The organism is Qaidamihabitans albus (assembly GCF_016464705.1).
GTDB classification, from domain to species: Bacteria; Actinomycetota; Actinomycetes; order Mycobacteriales; family Pseudonocardiaceae; genus Qaidamihabitans; species Qaidamihabitans albus.
This window is the reverse complement of record NZ_JAEHOB010000011.1, coordinates 46,651-62,902: the sequence shown is the minus strand read 5'-3', so window position 1 is coordinate 62,902 and position 16,252 is coordinate 46,651. Positions and strand designations below refer to the sequence as shown.

The 16,252-nt window shown below is 72.4% G+C and carries 17 protein-coding genes and 1 riboswitch; of the genes, 9 read left to right on the top strand and 8 right to left on the bottom strand.

Translation table 11 applies throughout. The features are described from left to right. Nucleotides 1–16 precede the first annotated feature (16 nt). Nucleotides 17–203, top strand: a riboswitch (cobalamin riboswitch). Between the two features lie 62 nt (nucleotides 204–265). From JAP66_RS20750 to JAP66_RS20740, 3 genes are read left to right on the top strand one after another with little or no spacing between them, the layout of a single operon-like run. Further along, entirely contained in the window at nucleotides 266–1,303 is a 1,038-nt protein-coding gene (locus JAP66_RS20750) for an ABC transporter substrate-binding protein (RefSeq protein ID WP_199433473.1), read from the top strand. Next, nucleotides 1,300–2,334 (top strand): FecCD family ABC transporter permease, encoded by a 1,035-nt coding sequence (locus tag JAP66_RS20745; RefSeq protein WP_199433472.1) that lies wholly within the window; start codon nucleotides 1,300–1,302, stop codon nucleotides 2,332–2,334. Before JAP66_RS20750 ends, JAP66_RS20745 begins: the two co-directional genes overlap by 4 nt. Beyond that, entirely contained in the window at nucleotides 2,331–3,125 is a 795-nt protein-coding gene (locus JAP66_RS20740) for an ABC transporter ATP-binding protein (RefSeq protein WP_199433471.1), read from the top strand. The genes JAP66_RS20745 and JAP66_RS20740 overlap by 4 nt, the downstream gene beginning before the upstream one ends. Nucleotides 3,126–3,138: 13 nt before the next feature. Here the strand turns inward: JAP66_RS20740 and JAP66_RS20735 are convergent, their stop codons facing one another. Both JAP66_RS20735 and JAP66_RS20730 read right to left on the bottom strand, forming a co-directional pair. Further along, nucleotides 3,139–3,879 carry an isocitrate lyase/PEP mutase family protein gene (locus tag JAP66_RS20735; RefSeq protein ID WP_199433470.1) on the bottom strand — a complete coding sequence of 247 codons (741 nt, stop codon included), beginning with the start codon at nucleotides 3,877–3,879 and terminating at the stop codon, nucleotides 3,139–3,141. Beyond that, entirely contained in the window at nucleotides 3,876–4,337 is a 462-nt protein-coding gene (locus tag JAP66_RS20730; protein WP_199433469.1) for a carboxymuconolactone decarboxylase family protein, read from the bottom strand. The genes JAP66_RS20735 and JAP66_RS20730 overlap by 4 nt, the downstream gene beginning before the upstream one ends. A gap of 46 nt (nucleotides 4,338–4,383) precedes the next feature. On the opposite strand from JAP66_RS20730, the gene pdxR reads away from it, so the two are divergent. Continuing rightward, on the top strand, nucleotides 4,384–5,772 hold the full coding sequence (gene pdxR, locus JAP66_RS20725) for a MocR-like pyridoxine biosynthesis transcription factor PdxR (RefSeq protein ID WP_199433468.1): 1,389 nt from the start codon (nucleotides 4,384–4,386) through the stop codon (nucleotides 5,770–5,772). Here pdxR and meaB read toward each other — a convergent pair. Continuing rightward, on the bottom strand, nucleotides 5,759–6,715 hold the full coding sequence (meaB, locus tag JAP66_RS20720) for a methylmalonyl Co-A mutase-associated GTPase MeaB (protein WP_199433467.1): 957 nt from the start codon (nucleotides 6,713–6,715) through the stop codon (nucleotides 5,759–5,761). The genes pdxR and meaB overlap by 14 nt on opposite strands. 3 nt (nucleotides 6,716–6,718) lie before the next feature. Further along, on the bottom strand, nucleotides 6,719–7,906 hold the full coding sequence (locus JAP66_RS20715) for an acetyl-CoA C-acetyltransferase (RefSeq protein ID WP_199433466.1): 1,188 nt from the start codon (nucleotides 7,904–7,906) through the stop codon (nucleotides 6,719–6,721). Nucleotides 7,907–8,049: 143 nt separating this feature from the next. Between JAP66_RS20715 and mce the strand changes: the two genes are divergently transcribed. Then, nucleotides 8,050–8,499, top strand: a complete 450-nt coding sequence (gene mce, locus JAP66_RS20710) for a methylmalonyl-CoA epimerase (RefSeq protein WP_199433465.1) — start codon at nucleotides 8,050–8,052, stop codon at nucleotides 8,497–8,499. An 18-nt stretch (nucleotides 8,500–8,517) separates the two neighbouring features. On the opposite strand, the gene JAP66_RS20705 is transcribed toward mce, so the two are convergent. Next, the gene (locus JAP66_RS20705; protein ID WP_199433464.1) at nucleotides 8,518–9,129 is read right to left on the bottom strand and encodes a TetR/AcrR family transcriptional regulator; all 612 of its coding nucleotides are present in this window, start codon (nucleotides 9,127–9,129) and stop codon (nucleotides 8,518–8,520) included. A gap of 162 nt (nucleotides 9,130–9,291) precedes the next feature. Further along, entirely contained in the window at nucleotides 9,292–9,660 is a 369-nt protein-coding gene (locus tag JAP66_RS20700) for an SPW repeat protein (RefSeq protein WP_199433463.1), read from the bottom strand. Nucleotides 9,661–9,907: 247 nt separating this feature from the next. Here JAP66_RS20700 and ccrA point away from each other — a divergent pair, with 247 nt between their 5' ends. The 4 genes from ccrA (at nucleotide 9,908) to JAP66_RS20680 (ending at nucleotide 14,026) form a co-directional block, all read left to right on the top strand. Beyond that, nucleotides 9,908–11,251: a crotonyl-CoA carboxylase/reductase gene (gene ccrA / locus JAP66_RS20695; protein ID WP_199433462.1), complete on the top strand. Its 1,344-nt coding sequence runs from the start codon at nucleotides 9,908–9,910 to the stop codon at nucleotides 11,249–11,251. Between the two features lie 25 nt (nucleotides 11,252–11,276). Next, nucleotides 11,277–12,380 (top strand): coiled-coil domain-containing protein, encoded by a 1,104-nt coding sequence (locus JAP66_RS20690; RefSeq protein WP_199433461.1) that lies wholly within the window; start codon nucleotides 11,277–11,279, stop codon nucleotides 12,378–12,380. 77 nt (nucleotides 12,381–12,457) lie between these two features. Beyond that, a complete protein-coding gene (locus JAP66_RS20685; RefSeq protein WP_199433460.1) occupies nucleotides 12,458–12,907 on the top strand; it encodes a universal stress protein in 450 nt (149 codons plus the stop codon). Nucleotides 12,908–12,910: 3 nt separating this feature from the next. Then, nucleotides 12,911–14,026: an adenylate/guanylate cyclase domain-containing protein gene (locus tag JAP66_RS20680; protein ID WP_199433459.1), complete on the top strand. Its 1,116-nt coding sequence runs from the start codon at nucleotides 12,911–12,913 to the stop codon at nucleotides 14,024–14,026. Nucleotides 14,027–14,090: 64 nt separating this feature from the next. Here the strand turns inward: JAP66_RS20680 and JAP66_RS20675 are convergent, their stop codons facing one another. Next, nucleotides 14,091–15,332 carry an aldehyde dehydrogenase family protein gene (locus JAP66_RS20675; protein ID WP_199433458.1) on the bottom strand — a complete coding sequence of 414 codons (1,242 nt, stop codon included), beginning with the start codon at nucleotides 15,330–15,332 and terminating at the stop codon, nucleotides 14,091–14,093. A gap of 104 nt (nucleotides 15,333–15,436) precedes the next feature. Next, a complete protein-coding gene (locus JAP66_RS20670; RefSeq protein WP_199433457.1) occupies nucleotides 15,437–16,159 on the bottom strand; it encodes a M50 family metallopeptidase in 723 nt (240 codons plus the stop codon). Nucleotides 16,160–16,252: the final 93 nt, after the last annotated feature.

Genomic DNA, 16,252 nt, shown 5'->3' with positions numbered 1-16,252 from the left:
GCCACGGCGTGCAGCGCTAGGGTGATCGCGAGCCAGTCGTACCCGGCAATGGGTCAGGGAATCCGGTCGGAAGCCGGAGCTGACGCGCAGCGGTAGGGGTGACGGGTGAGGACGTGCGCCACTGGGCCGGCCACCGGCCCGGGAAGGCAGTCCCCACCCGGCTGAACCCGAGCCCGAAGACCTGCTGGCTCCCCGGCCGCGGCACCGCGCGGCTCCGGGCCGAAGTCGAACGGGCTCCGCGCATGGGCCCGAGCGAAGGATCACGATGCCTGCCGCACCACCGTCGCGCTCCCCCTCGCCCCGAACCCGCCTGCTGGCGGCGTTCCCCTCCGTGCTCGCCGTACTGGCCGCCTCGTGCGGCGCTCCCGCGCCGGCCGAACCGCCCACGGCGGGGGGCACCGTCATCGAGGACAACTGCGGCACCGCCGTCTCGGTCGACCGGCCACCGCGCCGCGCGGTGAGCCTCAACCAGTCCACCACCGAGATCATGCTCTCGCTCGGCCTCGCCGACCGGATGGTCGGGACAGCCACCTGGACCGACCCGGTGGACCCCGACCTCGCGGAGGCCAACGCCACCGTGCCGCGCCTCTCCGATGACACGCCGTCGTTCGAGAGCGTGCTGGACACCGAACCGGATATCGTCCTCGGCGCCTACAACGCGATCTTCACCGACGAACGCGTGGCCAGCCGTGAGCGCTTCGCGGAGCTGGGCGTGCCCACGTACCTCTCGCCGAGCAACTGCCTGCCGGAAGAGGCACCGCTCGCCGAGCCGGTCGAGCTGGAAGACATCTACGGCGAGGTGCGCGACATCGCGGCCCTCTTCGGCGTGCCGGAACGCGGCAGGGCGCTCGTCGCCGGCCTGCGCGAGCGGGTGCGGACCGCGAAGGAAAGCGTCGCCGGACCGCGTTCGCCGGAGGACATCTCCGTGCTGTTCTGGTTCGCGCGGACCGAGTCGCCCTACGTGGCCGGCGCGACCGGTTCACCCGCCCTGATGACCCGGACGCTCGGCGTCCGCAACGCCTACGACGACGTACGGTCGATGTGGCCGCAGGTCAGTTGGGAGGACGTGCTCGCGCGCAACCCGACCCTGCTGGTGGCCGGCGACCTCACCCGCGACGGCGAGGGAGACAGCCTCGCGGCCAAGCTGGACTTCCTCCGCGGCGATCCCGCGGTCGCCCAGCTGGACGCGGTACGGGCCGAGCGGTGGATGCCCATGACCGGCACCGAGCTGAACGTCAGCCTCCGCACCGTCGACGGGATCGAGTCACTCGCCGCCAAGCTGGTCGAGCTGGACCGGTCATGACCGCGCTCGCGCCCGCGACCCGGGGGCGCGCCGCGACGATCGTCGTCCTCGGCGTGCCCGCCGTGCTGCTCTCGGTCGCGGTGGCGGTCACCCTCGGGCCCGCCGATCTCTCGGTGCCCGACGTCGCCGGCGTGGTCGGCGCCCGGCTCGGCCTCGGCGAGACCGCCGTCTCCCGGATCGGGCAGGGCATCGTGTGGGAGCTTCGCCTACCGCGCGCGCTGCTGGCCGGCATCTGCGGTGCGGGTCTCGCCGTGTGCGGCGCGGTCCTGCAGTCGCTGCTGCGCAACCCGCTCGCCGACCCCTTTCTGCTGGGCATCTCGGCCGGCGCCTCGACCGGCGCGGTCACCGTCGTCGTACTAGGGGCGGGTGCGGGCGTGATCGGGCTGACCGCCGGGGCGTTCGCGGGCGCGGTACTGGCCTTCACCCTGGTCGTCGTGCTCGCCTCGGTGGCGGGCGGCGGAACCTCGCGGGTCATCCTCGCCGGGGTCGCGGGCACCCAGCTGTTCTCCGCGCTCACCTCCTACATCGTCATCACCTCGGCCGACGCCGAGCAGACCCGCGGTGTGCTGTTCTGGCTGCTCGGCTCGCTGTCCGGGGCACGCTGGAGCGACGTCGCGCTGGCCGGAGCCGTGTGCGCCGGATGCCTGCTGCTCTGCCTGTCCCGGGCGGCGGCGCTGGACGCGTTCGCGTTCGGCCGGGACGCCGCCGCCTCGCTCGGCGTCGACGTGCGGCGCCTGCGGGCCGTACTGCTGGGGATCACCGCGCTGCTCGCGGCCACGCTGGTGGCCGCGGCCGGGGCCATCGGATTCGTCGGGCTCGTCCTGCCCCATGCGGCCCGCCTGCTCGTCGGGCCGGGCCACCGGGCGCTGCTGCCGGTCACCGCCGTGCTCGGTGCGATCCTGCTGATCTGGGTGGACGTACTCGCCACCACCGTGGCCGCTCCCCTCGAGGTGCCGGTCGGCGTCGTCACCGCACTCGTCGGCGTTCCCGCGTTCGCGGCACTGATGATCCGCAGGGGGCGGGTGCCGTGAGCCTCGCGGCGGAGCGCGTGTCGTGGGAGGCGGGCGGCACGATCATCATCGACCGGGTCAGCGCGCGGATCGAGCCGGGCTCGACCTTCGGGCTCCTCGGACCGAACGGTTCCGGCAAGTCCTCGCTGCTGCGGTTGCTCGCCGGCCTGCGGCGGCCCGCTGCCGGTGCGGTGCTGGTCGACGACCTCGACATCGCGGGCTGGGGCAGGCGCGACCTCGCCCGCCGGATCGCGGTGGTGGAGCAGCAGGTCTCCACCGAGATCGACCTGACCGTGACGGAGGTTGTCGCGCTCGGGCGCACGCCGCACCGCAGCGGCTGGGGCGGCGCGGGTGGCGGTGACGCGGCGGCGGTGACGCGCGCACTGGAGCGGACCGAGCTGGAGCACCTGGCCCACCGCAAGTGGCACAGCCTCTCCGGCGGCGAACGGCAACGCGCGCAGATCGCCAGGGCGCTCGCCCAGGAGCCGTCCGAACTGCTGCTGGACGAGCCGACCAACCACCTCGACATCGCACACCAGCTCGCGCTGCTGGACCTGGTGCGCAGGCTCCCGGTGACCGGTGTGGTCGCGTTGCACGACCTGAACCTCGCCGCGATGTTCTGCGACGAGCTGATGGTCCTGGCCGCGGGCCGGGTGGTGGCCGCGGGCGCACCTGCCGACGTGCTCACCGAGGACCTGGTGCGCGACGTCTACGGGGTCCGCTGCTCGGTGTCGGCCGCGGGCCCGGGCGAGCCTCCGCATGTCCGCTTCCTGCCGGGCCCCACGACTCGTGAGTGCGCACGCGAGTTCTAACTCGCGTGCGCACTCACGAGCGGTGACCTGCGTCGAGGGCGGCGAGCTCCTGTTCGAGCCGGCTCCGGCTCGAACGCCACAGCCCGGTGCCCAGCGACATCCTGGCGACACCGAGCCCGGCCGCCGTGGCCGGGTCCGGTCCGCCGGGCACGTACGCCACGTTGACCGCAGCGGGCCGTACCGCGTCGGTGACCGCACGGATCACCTCGGGGTCACGGGCATGGATGGGGAACACGCAGTCGGCGCCCGCCGCGAGGTAGCGCCGTGCCCGGTCGAGGACGTCCGGCAGCGCCGCCCGCCCTCCCCCGGCGTCCAGCCGGGTGTCGATCCGGGCGTTGAGCACCAGGGCGTCGCCCGCTTCGGCGCGCAGGGCCGCCAGCAGCTCCGCCTGCTCCTCCGGCTCCCGGCGGCCGCCCCGCCCGTGGTCGGTGTCCTCGATGTTGCAGCCGACGGCACCCGCGTCGAGCAGCCGCCCGGCCAGCTCCGCGGGCGGCAGGCCGTAGCCCGCCTCGGCGTCCACGGTCACCGGCACGGACACGACCCGCGTGATCCGGGCCGCCGCCGCGAACATCTCACCTGGCGGCGCGCCCTCCTCGTCGGCGTACCCCAGCGCCTCCGCCACCGCGGCCGAGCTCGTGGCGACGACGGGAAAACCGGCAGCCTCGACGAGCCGGGCGGAGTCGGCGTCCCACACGTTCGGCAGCACCAGCGGCGCGCCGGGCACGTGCAGCTCGCGCAGCCGACGCGCCGTCATGCCTGGTCCGGCAGCGGGAGGCGGCTCGTCACACCGAGCCGGTTCAGCGCGTTGATCACGGTGGCGGCCCACGCCACCGCGGTGTACTGCTCCTCGGAGAAGGCCGTAGTCGCCCGCTCGTACACCGCGTCCGGCACGTCCTGATGCTGCGACAGCCGCGTCATCGCCTCGGTGAGCTCCAGCGCGGCCCGCTCCTGTTCGGTGTAGAGGTCGGTCTCCCACCAGGTGCTGAGCAGGTAAAGGCGGCGCTCGGTCTCGCCGAGTTCGCGGGCGTCCCGCGTGTGCACGTCGACGCAGAACGCGCAGCCGTTGAGCTGCGAGGCCCGGATCTTCACCAGTTCGACGAGCCGCCGGTCGAGCCCGGCGTTCGCGGCCGCCTTCGCGGCGGCGGAGTGCATGGCCATCAGGTGTTCGTAGGCTTCCGGCAGGTTCTTGCCAAAGGGGATTCGGTTGCTCACGCCGTCAACGTAACCCCGAACTGGCACACGAGTATGGTCCAGTCACATGGCGACTTCATGGTCCAGTTCCGGGACCGATGTCCACCTGGACTGGGATCCGCGCACCGGCAGGCGCGGGCTCGCCGACGCGATCCGCGACGCCGTCCGCACCGGGCGCCTGGAACACGGCGCCGAGCTGCCGTCCACCCGCTCGCTGGCCAGGGACCTCGGCATCGCGAGGGGCACCGTCACCCGGGTCTACACCGACCTGGCGGCGGAGGGATACCTGAGCACCAGTCAGGGCGCACCAGCACGGGTGGCCGCGGGCGGCGCACGGCTGGCGGCGCGACCCCGTTCCCGGCCGGAGAAGCCCGCGACCCGCTGGAGCCTCCAGCCGGGGCAGCCGGATCTCTCCGCGTTCCCCCGCGCGGAGTGGCTCTCGGCCACCAGGCGCGTCCTGCAACGAACCCCCGCGAGCGAGTTCGGTTATCTCGAGCAGCGCGGTGTCGGCGCGCTGCGCGTGGCACTCGCCCGCCACCTCGCGCGCAGCCGCGGTGTCGTCGCCGACCCTGAGCGGATCGTGGTGTGCGGTGGCTTCTCGCACGGGATCTCGCTGCTCGCCACGGCCCTGCGCGAGCGCGGCAACCCGGAGATCGCCTTCGAGGACCCCTCGCTGTGGGTCTTCCGGGAGATCGCCGCGGCAGCCGGGGCAAGGATCAGTGCCGTTCCGGTGGACGCCGACGGCCTCCGGGTGTCCGAACTGGACAGTCCGGCGGTGGTGGTGACGCCTGCCCACCAGTACCCCCTCGGCGTGACGCTGGCCCCGCACCGGCGGGCCGAGCTCACGCGCTGGGCGAGCGCGTCCGGCGCCATCGTGATCGAGGACGACTACGACGGCGAGTTCCGCTACGACCGCAAGCCCGTCGGGGCCCTGCAGGCGCTCGCGCCGGAACGGATCGCCTACGCCGGGACCGCGAGCAAGACGCTCGCCCCGGGCCTGCGCATGGGCTGGCTGGTGCTGCCCCGGTCGCTCGTCGAGCCGGTGCGCGGCGCGATGGCCGCAAGCGGCTGGCGGCCGCCGGCCATGGAACAGCTGGTGCTCGCCGAACTGCTCGACTCCGACGCGTACGACCGGCATGTCCGCCGCTGCCGTGCGGCCTACCGGTCGCGCCGTGACCGGCTGCTCGCGGCACTGCCGGAACCGCTCGTCCCGGCGGGCATCTCCGCCGGCGTGCAGCTGCTGCTGCCGCTGCCGGAGTCCGGGCCCGGCGAGCGGGAAGTGGTGGCTGCCGCGAAGCGTCGTTCACTCACTCTGCAGGCACTCGGTCCGCACTGGATCCGTCCCGGCGCTCACCCGGAGGGCATCGTGGTGGGCTACGGAACGCCCGCCGAGCACGCGTTCCTGCCGACCGTCGAGACCCTGCTCGCCACGTTCGGCGACGTCATCCGCGCCTGAGCTCGTCGATCAGGGTCTCGGCCGCGGCGTAGGGATCCAGTTCGCGGTCGACGACCCCGCGGGCGAGCTCCGCCAGCCGGTCGCCACCGTGCAGCTCGCCCAGTTCCGCCCGCAGCCGCTGCACCGCGATCGCCTCCACCTCGCCGCTCGCGCGCGTGGTGCGGCGCAGGCTGAGCTCACCGTGCCGCTCCAGCCAGGTGCGGTGCTCGGCCAGCGCCCGCACCACGTCTTCGGCGCCCGTGCCCTCGGCCGCGACGGTCCGCACGATCGGCTGCCGCCAGGACCGGCCGCGGATCTCCCTGCGGCTCAGCGAGATCAACTGCTCCAGCTCGTGCACAGTGGCGTCGGCGCCGTCCCGGTCGGCCTTGTTTACCACGAAGACGTCCGCGATCTCCAGCACTCCTGCCTTCGCGGCCTGGATGCCGTCGCCCATCCCGGGTGCCAGCAGCACCACGGTGGTGTCGGCCAGCCTCACCACGTCCACTTCGGACTGGCCTACGCCGACGGTCTCGATGAGCACGACGTCGAACCCGGCGGCGTCGAGCACCCGGACCGCCTGCGGCGTCGCCCAGGCCAGACCGCCGAGGTGGCCGCGGGTGGCCATCGAGCGGATGAAGACGCCCGGATCGGTGGCGTGCTCCGTCATCCGGATGCGGTCACCGAGCAGCGCGCCGCCAGAGAAGGGGGAGGACGGGTCGATCGCCAGCACGCCGACCCGCTTGCCCTCCTTGCGCAGCGCCGACAGCAGCACCGACGTCGAGGTCGACTTGCCGACTCCCGGCGGACCGGTGAGACCGACGATCTGCGCGTTACCCGTGTACGGCGTGAGCGCCGCGGCGATCTCGCGCAGCCGCGGGCTGGCGTCCTCGACGAGCGAGATCAGCCGGGCCACGGCGCGGGGGCTGCCGTCCCGCGCCTGCCCGACCAGGTCCGCGACGTCCAAGGCCTACTGCTTCGGCACGCGGATGAGCAGCGCGTCGCCCTGGCCGCCACCGCCGCACAGGGCCGCCGCGCCGAGACCGCCGCCCCGGCGGCGCAGCTCGTAGGCGAGGTGCACGGCGAGCCGGGCGCCGGAAGCGCCGATCGGGTGGCCGAGCGCGATCGCGCCACCGTTGACGTTGACCTTCTCCGGGTCGATGCCCAGCTGCCGGGTCGAGACGAGACCCACGGCCGCGAACGCCTCGTTGATCTCAACCAGGTCCAGGGCGCCAACCTCCAGCTTCGCCTTGGCCAGTGCGGCGTTGATCGCGTTCGCGGGCTGCTCGTGCAGGCTCGCGTCGGGCCCCGCGACCACCCCGTGGGAGCCGATCTCGGCCAGCGGCGCGATGCCCAGCTCCTCCGCCTTGGCCGCGCTGGCCACCACCACGGCGGCCGCGCCGTCGGAGATCTGCGACGCCGAGCCCGCGGTGATCGTGCCGTCGGCGGCGAAGGCTGGCCGCAGCTTCGCCAGGTTCTCCGTACTGGTGTCCGCGCGCACGCCCTCGTCCGTGCTGAACACGATCGAGTCCTTCTTGCGCTGGGGGATCTCCACGTCGGCGATCTCCTCTGCGAACGTGCCGTCGGCGATCGCCTTCCCGGCGCGCTCGTGCGAGCGGGCGGCGAACGCGTCCTGGTCCTCGCGGGTGAGTCCGTAGCGCGAGTTGTACTTCTCGGTCGAGGCGCCCATCGCGCACTGGTCGAACGCGCAGAAGAGCCCGTCGTAGGCCATGTGGTCGAGCAGTGCCGTGTCGCCGTACTTGAAGCCGGAGCGCGACTTGGGCAGCAGGTGCGGCGCCTGGGTCATCGACTCCTGCCCACCGGCGACCACGAGGTCGAACTCGCCCGCGCGGATCAGCTGGTCGGCGAGCGCGATCGCGTCGAGCCCGGAGAGGCAGACCTTGTTGACGGTCAGCGCCGGGACGTCCATCGGGATCCCCGCCGCCACCGCCGCCTGCCGGGCCGGGATCTGGCCCGCACCAGCGGTGAGGACCTGGCCCATGATCGTGTACTGCACCGCGCCGGGCGACACGCCGGCTCGTTCGAGCGCGGCCTTGATGGCGACGCCGCCGAGCTGGGCGCCGGAGAAGTCCTTCAGCGAGCCGAGCAGCCTGCCGATCGGAGTACGGGCGGCGCCGAGAATCACGGAACCGGTCACAACAGCCTCCAAAGGGTTCCTCGCACGAGCAGCTCAGTCGACGATACCGGCAAGTAGTGGATCTGAATCGAAACGTGCCGACAACCGGTCGCTGTGAGCCGGAGCACGGCGCCCGGACGCGCGTACGCCTTATCCTCGCCGCTATGAATGAGGCGCTGAAGCCGTTCGTCACCACCATCGACCACGTCGGGGTCGCGGTCCCCGACCTCGACGCCGCCATCGAGTTCTACGCCGGGACCTTCGGTCTCGAGGCGACACACACCGAGGTCAACGAGGAGCAGGGCGTGCGGGAGGCGATGCTGCACGCCCCGGGCGACGGCGACGGTCCCGCGGTGCAGCTGCTGGCCCCGCTCCGGCCCGACTCGACCATCGGCAAGTTCCTCGACAGCAGGGGGCCGGGACTGCAGCAGCTCGCCTACCGCGTCACCGACGTGGACGCCGCGGCCGAGGCGCTGCGCGGCAAGGGGGTGCGGCTGCTCTACCCCGAGGCCAAGCGCGGCACCGCGGGCAGCAGGGTCAACTTCGTGCACCCCAAGGACGCCGGTGGCGTGCTCGTCGAGCTGGTCGAGCCGGCTGAGCGCGCGGGCCAATGAACCGGCTGGGCGGCCGGCTCAGTCGGATTTCGCGGCGGCCACCGAGGAGCTGGTGCGGGCGGTCAGCGCGCCCGCGATGAACGTGAGCTCGCGTTCCATCTCGTCGGGCGCGGAGTCCTCGGTATGCCGTGCCATCGAGTGCCGGTAGCTCACGGCCAGCGCGAGCAGCGCCGCGGCGCTCTCGACGTCGGCCGCGGCGAGCGCGCCCGCTCCCGCGGCCGCGAGGATCACCGAGCGCACCTGGCGGACGAGCTCCTCGTAGCGGGTCTGCAGCGCGTCGCGCACCGCGCGGTGCGTGTCCGCCTCCCGCCACAACAGGTGGGAGAGCATCCGGGAGGCCGACAGCCGCCGGTCGAGCTCGGCGACGAGCCTGCGCAGGCTTTCCGCGATATCACCGGGCACCACCACGCGGTCGGTGTCGATCCGCTCGTCCGGCAGCCGCGCGACCAGCGCGGTGAGCAGGTCGCGCTTGCGGCGGAAGTAGTAGTGCACGAGCCCCTTGGGCACGCCCGCGACCTCGGCGATGCGCGAGGTGGGGGTGGCTTCGAAGCCGAGTTCGGCGAACAGCCGCTCGGCGGCGAGGAGGATACGTTCCCTTGCCGACGGATCATCGGCCTTCTTTCGGGCCATCGCTCCCCCTTTCCGTGCCGATCCCCGGGACGTACCAGGCCCTGCCCTGGTCACGATAGCCGGAAGCAGGGCCCCCAGCGCCAGCCGTGCCGGCGCGCGGTGGGCCCTGCTCTCGGTTCGGCGGTGTTCGTTTCTCGAGTTCCGCCTTGTCGAACTCTCCGGTCAGTGCTGGCTGGCCGTGCGGTGTGCCGCGTTGGCCACCGGCAGGGCCGCGGCGCCTGCCACGACCGTCAGTACGCCGATGATCCACGAGCTCCACGCAGCCCCGGTGAGCTCCGCGTAGCCCATGACCCACGGCGACACGAACGCCAGCGCGCCGAGAACGATCTGAATCCCCTCGCCGTAGACCATGCCGGGCATCGCCAGCGAGGCCAGACCGTCGATCGCGATGAGCGCGCCGAGGACGACCATCGTCCACATCGCGGCGTTGTTGGTGGCCATCCAGATGGGCGTCAGTGCCAGCACCACGCCCAGTGCGACCTCCGCCCAGTCGTGCGGGCGCGTCCAGGGGCGTGCCGTGGTCTCAGGCATCGTGATCACCTCCGTTGAACACGAGTGCGCGGCGAACACGTCGGTGCGCCCACCGCGTGGGAGCCACGTATGCGGTTCCCGCTTCTCATGATGCGCCTTGATTGGCCGGCCGGTCAATCTCGGACGCGAATCCGTACGGGGGAACGCGCCTGGCCGCTTACGTGCCTCTCCTCTCGTACAGTTGTGGATTCGGTTACCGGTCAGTAATTTCTGTCCGCGAGCCCGTTCCCAACGCACGGAGGTCCCCGTGGCGAATGCCCTCAGCGAGATCCAGCAGGCCATCCTGACCGGCAACCTCGACGACGTCGCGGGGCTGCCGGTGCCGGAGTCCTACCGCGGCGTCACGGTGCACGCCGAGGATGTCGAGATGTTCGAGGGCCTGCCCAGTAAGGACAAGGACCCGCGCAAGTCGCTGCACCTCGACGACGTGCCGGTGCCGGAGCTCGGGCCGGGCGAGGCCCTGGTGGCGGTGATGGCCAGCGCGATCAACTACAACACCGTCTGGACCTCCATCTTCGAGCCGCTGCCCACGTTCAAGTTCCTCCAGCGCTACGGCCGGCTGTCTCCGCTGGCCAAGCGGCACGACCTGCCGTATCATGTCGTGGGCTCCGACCTCTCCGGCGTTGTGCTGCGCACCGGCCCCGGCGTGCACCGCTGGCAGCCGGGCCAGGAGGTCGTGGCGCACTGCCTCAACGTCGAACTCGAGGCGCCCGACGGGCACAACGACACGATGCTGGACTCCGAGCAGCGCATCTGGGGCTTCGAGACGAACTTCGGCGGGCTCGCCGAGGTCGCACTCGTCAAGGCCAACCAGCTGATGCCCAAGCCGGCCCACCTCACCTGGGAGGAGGCCGCCTGCCCCGGCCTGGTGAACTCCACCGCCTACCGCCAGCTCGTCTCTCGCAACGGCGCGGACATGAAGCAGGGCGACGTCGTGCTGATCTGGGGAGCCTCGGGCGGCCTCGGCTCCTACGCCACGCAGTTCGCGCTCAACGGCGGCGCGATCCCGGTGTGTGTGGTGTCGAGCCCGGAGAAGGCCGAGATCTGCCGGAGGATGGGCGCCGAGCTGGTGATCGACCGCACCGCCGAGGGCTACCGGTTCTGGAAGGACGAGAACACCCAGGATCCCAAGGAGTGGCAGCGGTTCGGCGCGAAGATCCGGGAGCTGACCGGCGGCGACGATCCGGACATCGTGTTCGAGCATCCCGGCCGGGAGACCTTCGGCGCCTCCGTCTTCGCGGCGCGCAAGGGCGGCACGATCGTCACCTGTGCCTCGACCTCCGGCTACCTCCACCAGTTCGACAACCGGTACCTCTGGATGAACCTCAAGCGGATCATCGGCTCGCACTTCGCGAACTACCGCGAGTCCTGGGAGGCCAACCGGCTCATCGCCAGGGGCCACATCCACCCCACCCTCTCCCGCACCTACGGGCTGGCCGACACCGGGCAGGCCGCCTACGACGTGCACCGCAACACCCATCAGGGCAAGGTCGGCGTCCGCTGCCTCGCTCCCGAGGACGGCCTCGGCGTGCGCGACGGCGAGCTGCGCGAGCGACACCTCGACCGGATCAACACGTTCAGGGGCGTGTGAATCCGTGGCCCGTTAGGGTGGAGGCATGAGCCTTGGCGAAGAACGGGAGCTCGTGCCGCTGGGAGCCGGCTTCGACTTCGAGAAGCGCGGATACCACCGGGCGCAGGTCGACGAGCATCTGGAACGGCTGGACGCCGATCTCAAGATGCTCATGTCCGATCGCGACGCGGCCATCTCCCAGGCCGGTGACCTGGCCAGGCAGCTCGAGGCCGCACGGATCGAGATCGACGACCTGCGCGGTCAGGTGGAACGACTGGCCCAGCCGCCGACATCGATCGAGGGCCTGTCCGAACGGCTGCAGCGGATGCTGCGGCTGGCCCAGGACGAGGCGAGCGACACCAAGGCGCGAGCGGAGGCCGAGGCCGGCCACATCCGCGCCAAGGCCGAGTCCGACGCGAGCGCCATGCGGGCGCGCTACGAGCAGCTGCTGACCGAGCTCGGCGAGCGGCGCAAGGAGATGGAGGCCGAGCACCGCAAGATCCTCGACGACGCGCGGGCCGAGGCCGAGGAGATCACCAGCAAGGCCGAGCGGGAGCGCAAGCGGCTGGACGAGGAGTCCGAGCAGCGCCGCACGCAGGTCGAAGAGGACTTCGAGATCGCGATGGCCACGCGCCGCACGGAGTCCATGCGGACGCTCGCGGAGCAGGAGGCGGCTAGCAAGGCCGAAGCCGAACGCCGGGTGCGCGAGGCGTCCGAGGAGGCCGCGGCGATCCGTGCCGAGGTCGCCGACGAGCAGGCCAAGTCGCGGGCCGAGGCCGAGCGGCGGCACCGTGAGTCCGTGGAGGACGCCAACCGGCGCAAGCAGAACTCGATCAGCGAGGCCAACGCCCGCGTCGCCGAGGCCTCCGACGAGGCGAACCGGCGGGTACGGGAGGCCACCGAGAAGGCCAACCGTATGGTCGCCGAGGCCACCGAGCGGGTTCAGGCACTGCGGAAACTGCGGGCGCGGGTCGCCGACCAGGTGCACGCGGCGCGGACCGTGCTGGCCGAGGCGAACGCGGCGATCGACCGGGCCGAGACCGATGTCGCACCGCTGGCGGAGGAGGAACGCGGCGGCGAGAAGGCCCGCGACGGCCGGCGCGAGCCGCGTGCCACGGCGAGTGTCGGATCCAAACCAACTCGCGAGTAGGTTAGGGCTGCGCGGGCGCGCTCCGCCCGCTACTGTCGGCGTCTACACCTGCCCGAGCACCTTGCTGGAGGATCCGGATGGCCGCCTATCAGACCGTGGTCGTTGGTACCGATGGTTCGGACTCGTCGTACGCCGCCGTGGACCGCGCGGCCGGGGTCGCCGCCGACGCCGGGGCCACGCTGGTGATCGCCTGCGCCTACTACCCGGCGAGCAGGCAGGACGTCGAGAAGGCCCAGGACATCCTCCGCGAGGAGGCATACCAGGTCGTGGGCTCCGCCCCCGCGGAGGACACGCTGCAGAGCGCGCGGGACCGGGCGGCGGCCGCAGGCGCCACCAAGATCGAGACCGTGCCGGTGCGCGGAGAGCCGGTCGACGCGCTGCGCACGGTCGTCGCGGACCGCTCCGCGGACCTGCTGGTGGTCGGTAATCGCGGGCTGAACACGCTGGCCGGCCGGATCCTCGGCTCGGTGCCCTCCGAGGTCGCTCGCAAGTCCGGCGTCGACGTCCTCATCGTGCACACGACGTAGCGGATGGCCGACGAGGCACTTCAGCGGCGGCTGGAACGCATCCTGCTGGGTGGCGAGCGCAAGTACACGCGGCTGCGGGTGGCGGAGAAGGCCGGTGTGCCCGAGCACCGGTCGCGGCGGCTTTGGCGGGCGCTGGGCTTCGCGACCGCGAGTGACGAGCAGGTCGTCTTCACCGACGCCGACGTCGAGGCGATGCGGATCACCGATGGGCTGGTCAGGGCGCGACTGATCGACGAGAGCATGGAAGGTGCCGTGGCCAGGGCGGTCGGCCTGCACCTCTCCCGGCTCGCCGAGTGGCAGGTCCACCTGCTGTGGGAGCTCATCAACGACAACCCCGAGCTGGCCGCCGACGAGAGCCGGATCGGCGAGCTCGTGGACAAGCTGCTGCCCGAGCTGGAACGGGTGCAGAACTTCGTCTGGCGGAGGCATCTGGCCGCGTACGCGGGTCGCGCGCTGGCGGCGCCGGACGAGAACCTGGAGGCCAGGACCGAGGTCGTCGGCTTCGTCGACATGGTCGGCTACACCCGGATGACGCGCAGGATCGACGAGTCCGAGCTGGGCACGATCCTGGAGCGCTTCGAGACGGTCGCCACCGACGCCATCGCCGAGCATCACGGCCGGGTCGTGAAGATGATCGGTGATGAGGTGCTCTTCGTCGCCGACTCACCGGTCGACGCCGCCGAGATCGCCCTGACGCTGACCGAGCGCACCGGTGCCGACGTGGACCTGCCGTCCGTGCGGGCGGGCATGGCGTCGGGCCGGATCCTGAACCGGTTCGGCGACGTGTACGGGTCGGTGGTGAACCTGGCGAGCCGGCTGACCTCGGTCGCGCGGCCGGACACGATCCTGGTCGACCGGGAGATGGCGGCGGCGCTCGCGGACGAGCCCGCCTACGAGCTGCGGAACCGCCGCCCGGTGTCGGTGCGCGGGTACCACCGCCTCCGGTCGGCCGCGCTGCGCAGGGCCAGGGAGCGGCCGCAGGGCGGAGTGTTCGCGAGCGGCCAGCAGCTCGCCGCCGAGATGCTCGGCATCAACTCCGGCGACGCCTCCGGGACGCGGGCGAGCGAGCCGGGCCCGCGCCGCCGCGGCCGGGGCCGGGGCCGCGACGCGGAAGCCTGAGCGCGGGTTTCGCGGGTCCGGACGCAGCACTCGCGGGCCTGGGTGGGGGACTCGCGGGCCGGGATCACCGGTCGGCGGGCAGCACCGCGTACTGGCGGACGTAGAGGTCGGTGTAGGTCACCGGGCCACGGGGGCCCGGCACCTTGTCGAGGTTGATGCCGGTCTCCGGGACGCCGAGCAGCTTGAAGCCGTCGAGCAGCCGGGTCGGCGCGTTCCAGAACACGCCCGTGCCCTGGTAGGCGTCGAAGAACGCCTCCGCCGCCGCCGCGTCCTCGGTCGCGATGCCCGCGGCGAGGCCGGAGGTCTGCTCGTTGGCGGTCCGCGCGGCCTCGTCGAGGCTGCCGACCTGGGCCACCGTCACCGTCGCCTCCCGGTCGGAGTCGAGCGCCCACTCGTAGCCGATCGGGTGCTCGTGCGGTGGCAGCGACGGGCGCACGCCGCGCTCGGCGAGCGCCTCGGACACCAGCGGCCACAACTCGTCGTGCACCGCCGAGTGAATCAGCAGCAGGTTCAGCCTGTTGCAGACGCCAAGGCGGTCGAGGCTGCCCGCGACGAGCGAGCGCACCGTAGCGGCATCCGCCGCCGCGTCGACGTAGAGCACCCCGCCGCCGTCGGCGTGCGCCAGCGTCCGCACGCCGTGCGTGGCCGCCTCGGTGGCCAGCGCCCGCGTGCTCTCCCCACTACCGCGCAGGATCACCAGTGGCACCAGGCCGGGCAGGCCGACCAGCGCCGCCGCGGCCTCCCGCTCCGCCCTGGGCACGAGCTGCACGACGTCACCGTCGATGCCGGCCCCGGCCAGCGCCGGTGCGATGACGACCTCCAGCAGTCGCTGCGCGGAGCCGAGCGCCGCCGCCCCGGTGCGGAGTACCCCCGCGTTGCGCGACTTGACCAGCTGCGAGGCCACGTCGACGGTGACGTTCGGCCGCGCCTCGTAGTTGGCGCCGATCACGCCAACCGGCCGCCTGCGCTCGACCAGGCGCAGACCGCCGTCGAGAGTGGACACCGGAACCGACCGGCGCTGGTGCAGCGAGCCGGCCAGCAGGCGCAGCTGCTCCGCCATGCCGGTGAGCCGCTCGTCGGTGATCGTGAGGCGGTCGAGCAGACCGGCGCTCATCCCCTCGGCACGGGACCTGGCGACATCGGCCGCGTTCGCCTCGAGCACCGCGTCCCGGTGAGCGAGGAGCCGCTCCGCCATCGCCACGAGCGCGGCGTCGATCGCCTCGTCGGCCGCGGCGGCAAGGGACGGGGCCGCCCGCTTCGCCGCAAGCGCACACTCCTCGACCGCCTTCGCCACCACGTCCGTCACTGCACTGTCCTCTCGGAGACCGACACATCCGCCGACCAGTGTGCCGTACCGCGAGCGCACCGCACCGACGCGGTGCGGGACCTCGTTCCGGCGCCCACCTCGGCTCACTGCAAGGCGGGCTCGACCAGCAACATGCCGCCCAGCACGAGGCAGCTGACGGTGAGCACCGCCAGCACGAGGATCCAGATGGCGGCAGGCAGCCCGGTGAGCCGGGCCAGCTGGTCGGCGTCGGAGTCGCGGGCCACCCCGCGGCGACGCTTGGTCTGCAGCTCGAACACCGGCCGCACGCCACCCAGCAGCAGGAACCACGTCATCAGGTACACGAACGCCGCCTGCGGTCCCGGACCGGCGAGGAAGGCGACCACGAAGAGCACGGCCGCCGACACCAGGACCGCGAACACCCCGTAGGCATTGCGCACCATGACGAGCACGCCCAGCAGCAGCACCCCGGCGACGGTGAGCACGGCCGGCATCCGGTCGGCCGAGACCAGTGCCGCGAACAGCAGCCCCAGCAGGGCCGGCGCCGGGTAGCCCGCGAGCGTGGTCAGCACCATGCCAGGGCCCTCGACCTTGCCACGGGACACCGTCACCCCGGAGGTGTCCGAATGCAGCCGGATGCCCTGCAGACGCCGGCCGGCCAGCAGCCCGATCACCGCATGGCCCGCCTCATGGACGATCGTGATGACATTGCGTGCCACCCGCCACGGTCTCCCGGCGAGCACGAGGACCAGTGCGACGACGCCGGCCACCACGATGATCGTTCCCGCGGCGCCCGGCTGCAGGTCGAACAGGCGCCAGATCCCGGTGTCTTCCTCAGCGAACTCCACGCGGTGAGCACATCACACCGGCCGTCTGATCATCGTGACCCCCTTTCCGTTCCGGTCGCTCCGGTCCGCGACTCATGTGAGATCCGCAGCAGG

Bases quoted from the DNA above. Each gene is read 5' to 3' on its own strand.
- JAP66_RS20750 (WP_199433473.1), top strand. From the start codon at position 266: ATGCCTGCCGCACCACCGTCGCGCTCCCCCTCGCCCCGAACCCGCCTG.
- JAP66_RS20745 (WP_199433472.1), top strand. From the start codon at position 1,300: ATGACCGCGCTCGCGCCCGCGACCCGGGGGCGCGCCGCGACGATCGTC.
- JAP66_RS20735 (WP_199433470.1), bottom strand. From the start codon at position 3,879: ATGACGGCGCGTCGGCTGCGCGAGCTGCACGTGCCCGGCGCGCCGCTG.
- pdxR (WP_199433468.1), top strand. From the start codon at position 4,384: ATGGCGACTTCATGGTCCAGTTCCGGGACCGATGTCCACCTGGACTGG.
- mce (WP_199433465.1), top strand. From the start codon at position 8,050: ATGAATGAGGCGCTGAAGCCGTTCGTCACCACCATCGACCACGTCGGG.
- JAP66_RS20705 (WP_199433464.1), bottom strand. From the start codon at position 9,129: ATGGCCCGAAAGAAGGCCGATGATCCGTCGGCAAGGGAACGTATCCTC.
- JAP66_RS20700 (WP_199433463.1), bottom strand. From the start codon at position 9,660: ATGCCTGAGACCACGGCACGCCCCTGGACGCGCCCGCACGACTGGGCG.
- JAP66_RS20690 (WP_199433461.1), top strand. From the start codon at position 11,277: ATGAGCCTTGGCGAAGAACGGGAGCTCGTGCCGCTGGGAGCCGGCTTC.
- JAP66_RS20685 (WP_199433460.1), top strand. From the start codon at position 12,458: ATGGCCGCCTATCAGACCGTGGTCGTTGGTACCGATGGTTCGGACTCG.
- JAP66_RS20680 (WP_199433459.1), top strand. From the start codon at position 12,911: ATGGCCGACGAGGCACTTCAGCGGCGGCTGGAACGCATCCTGCTGGGT.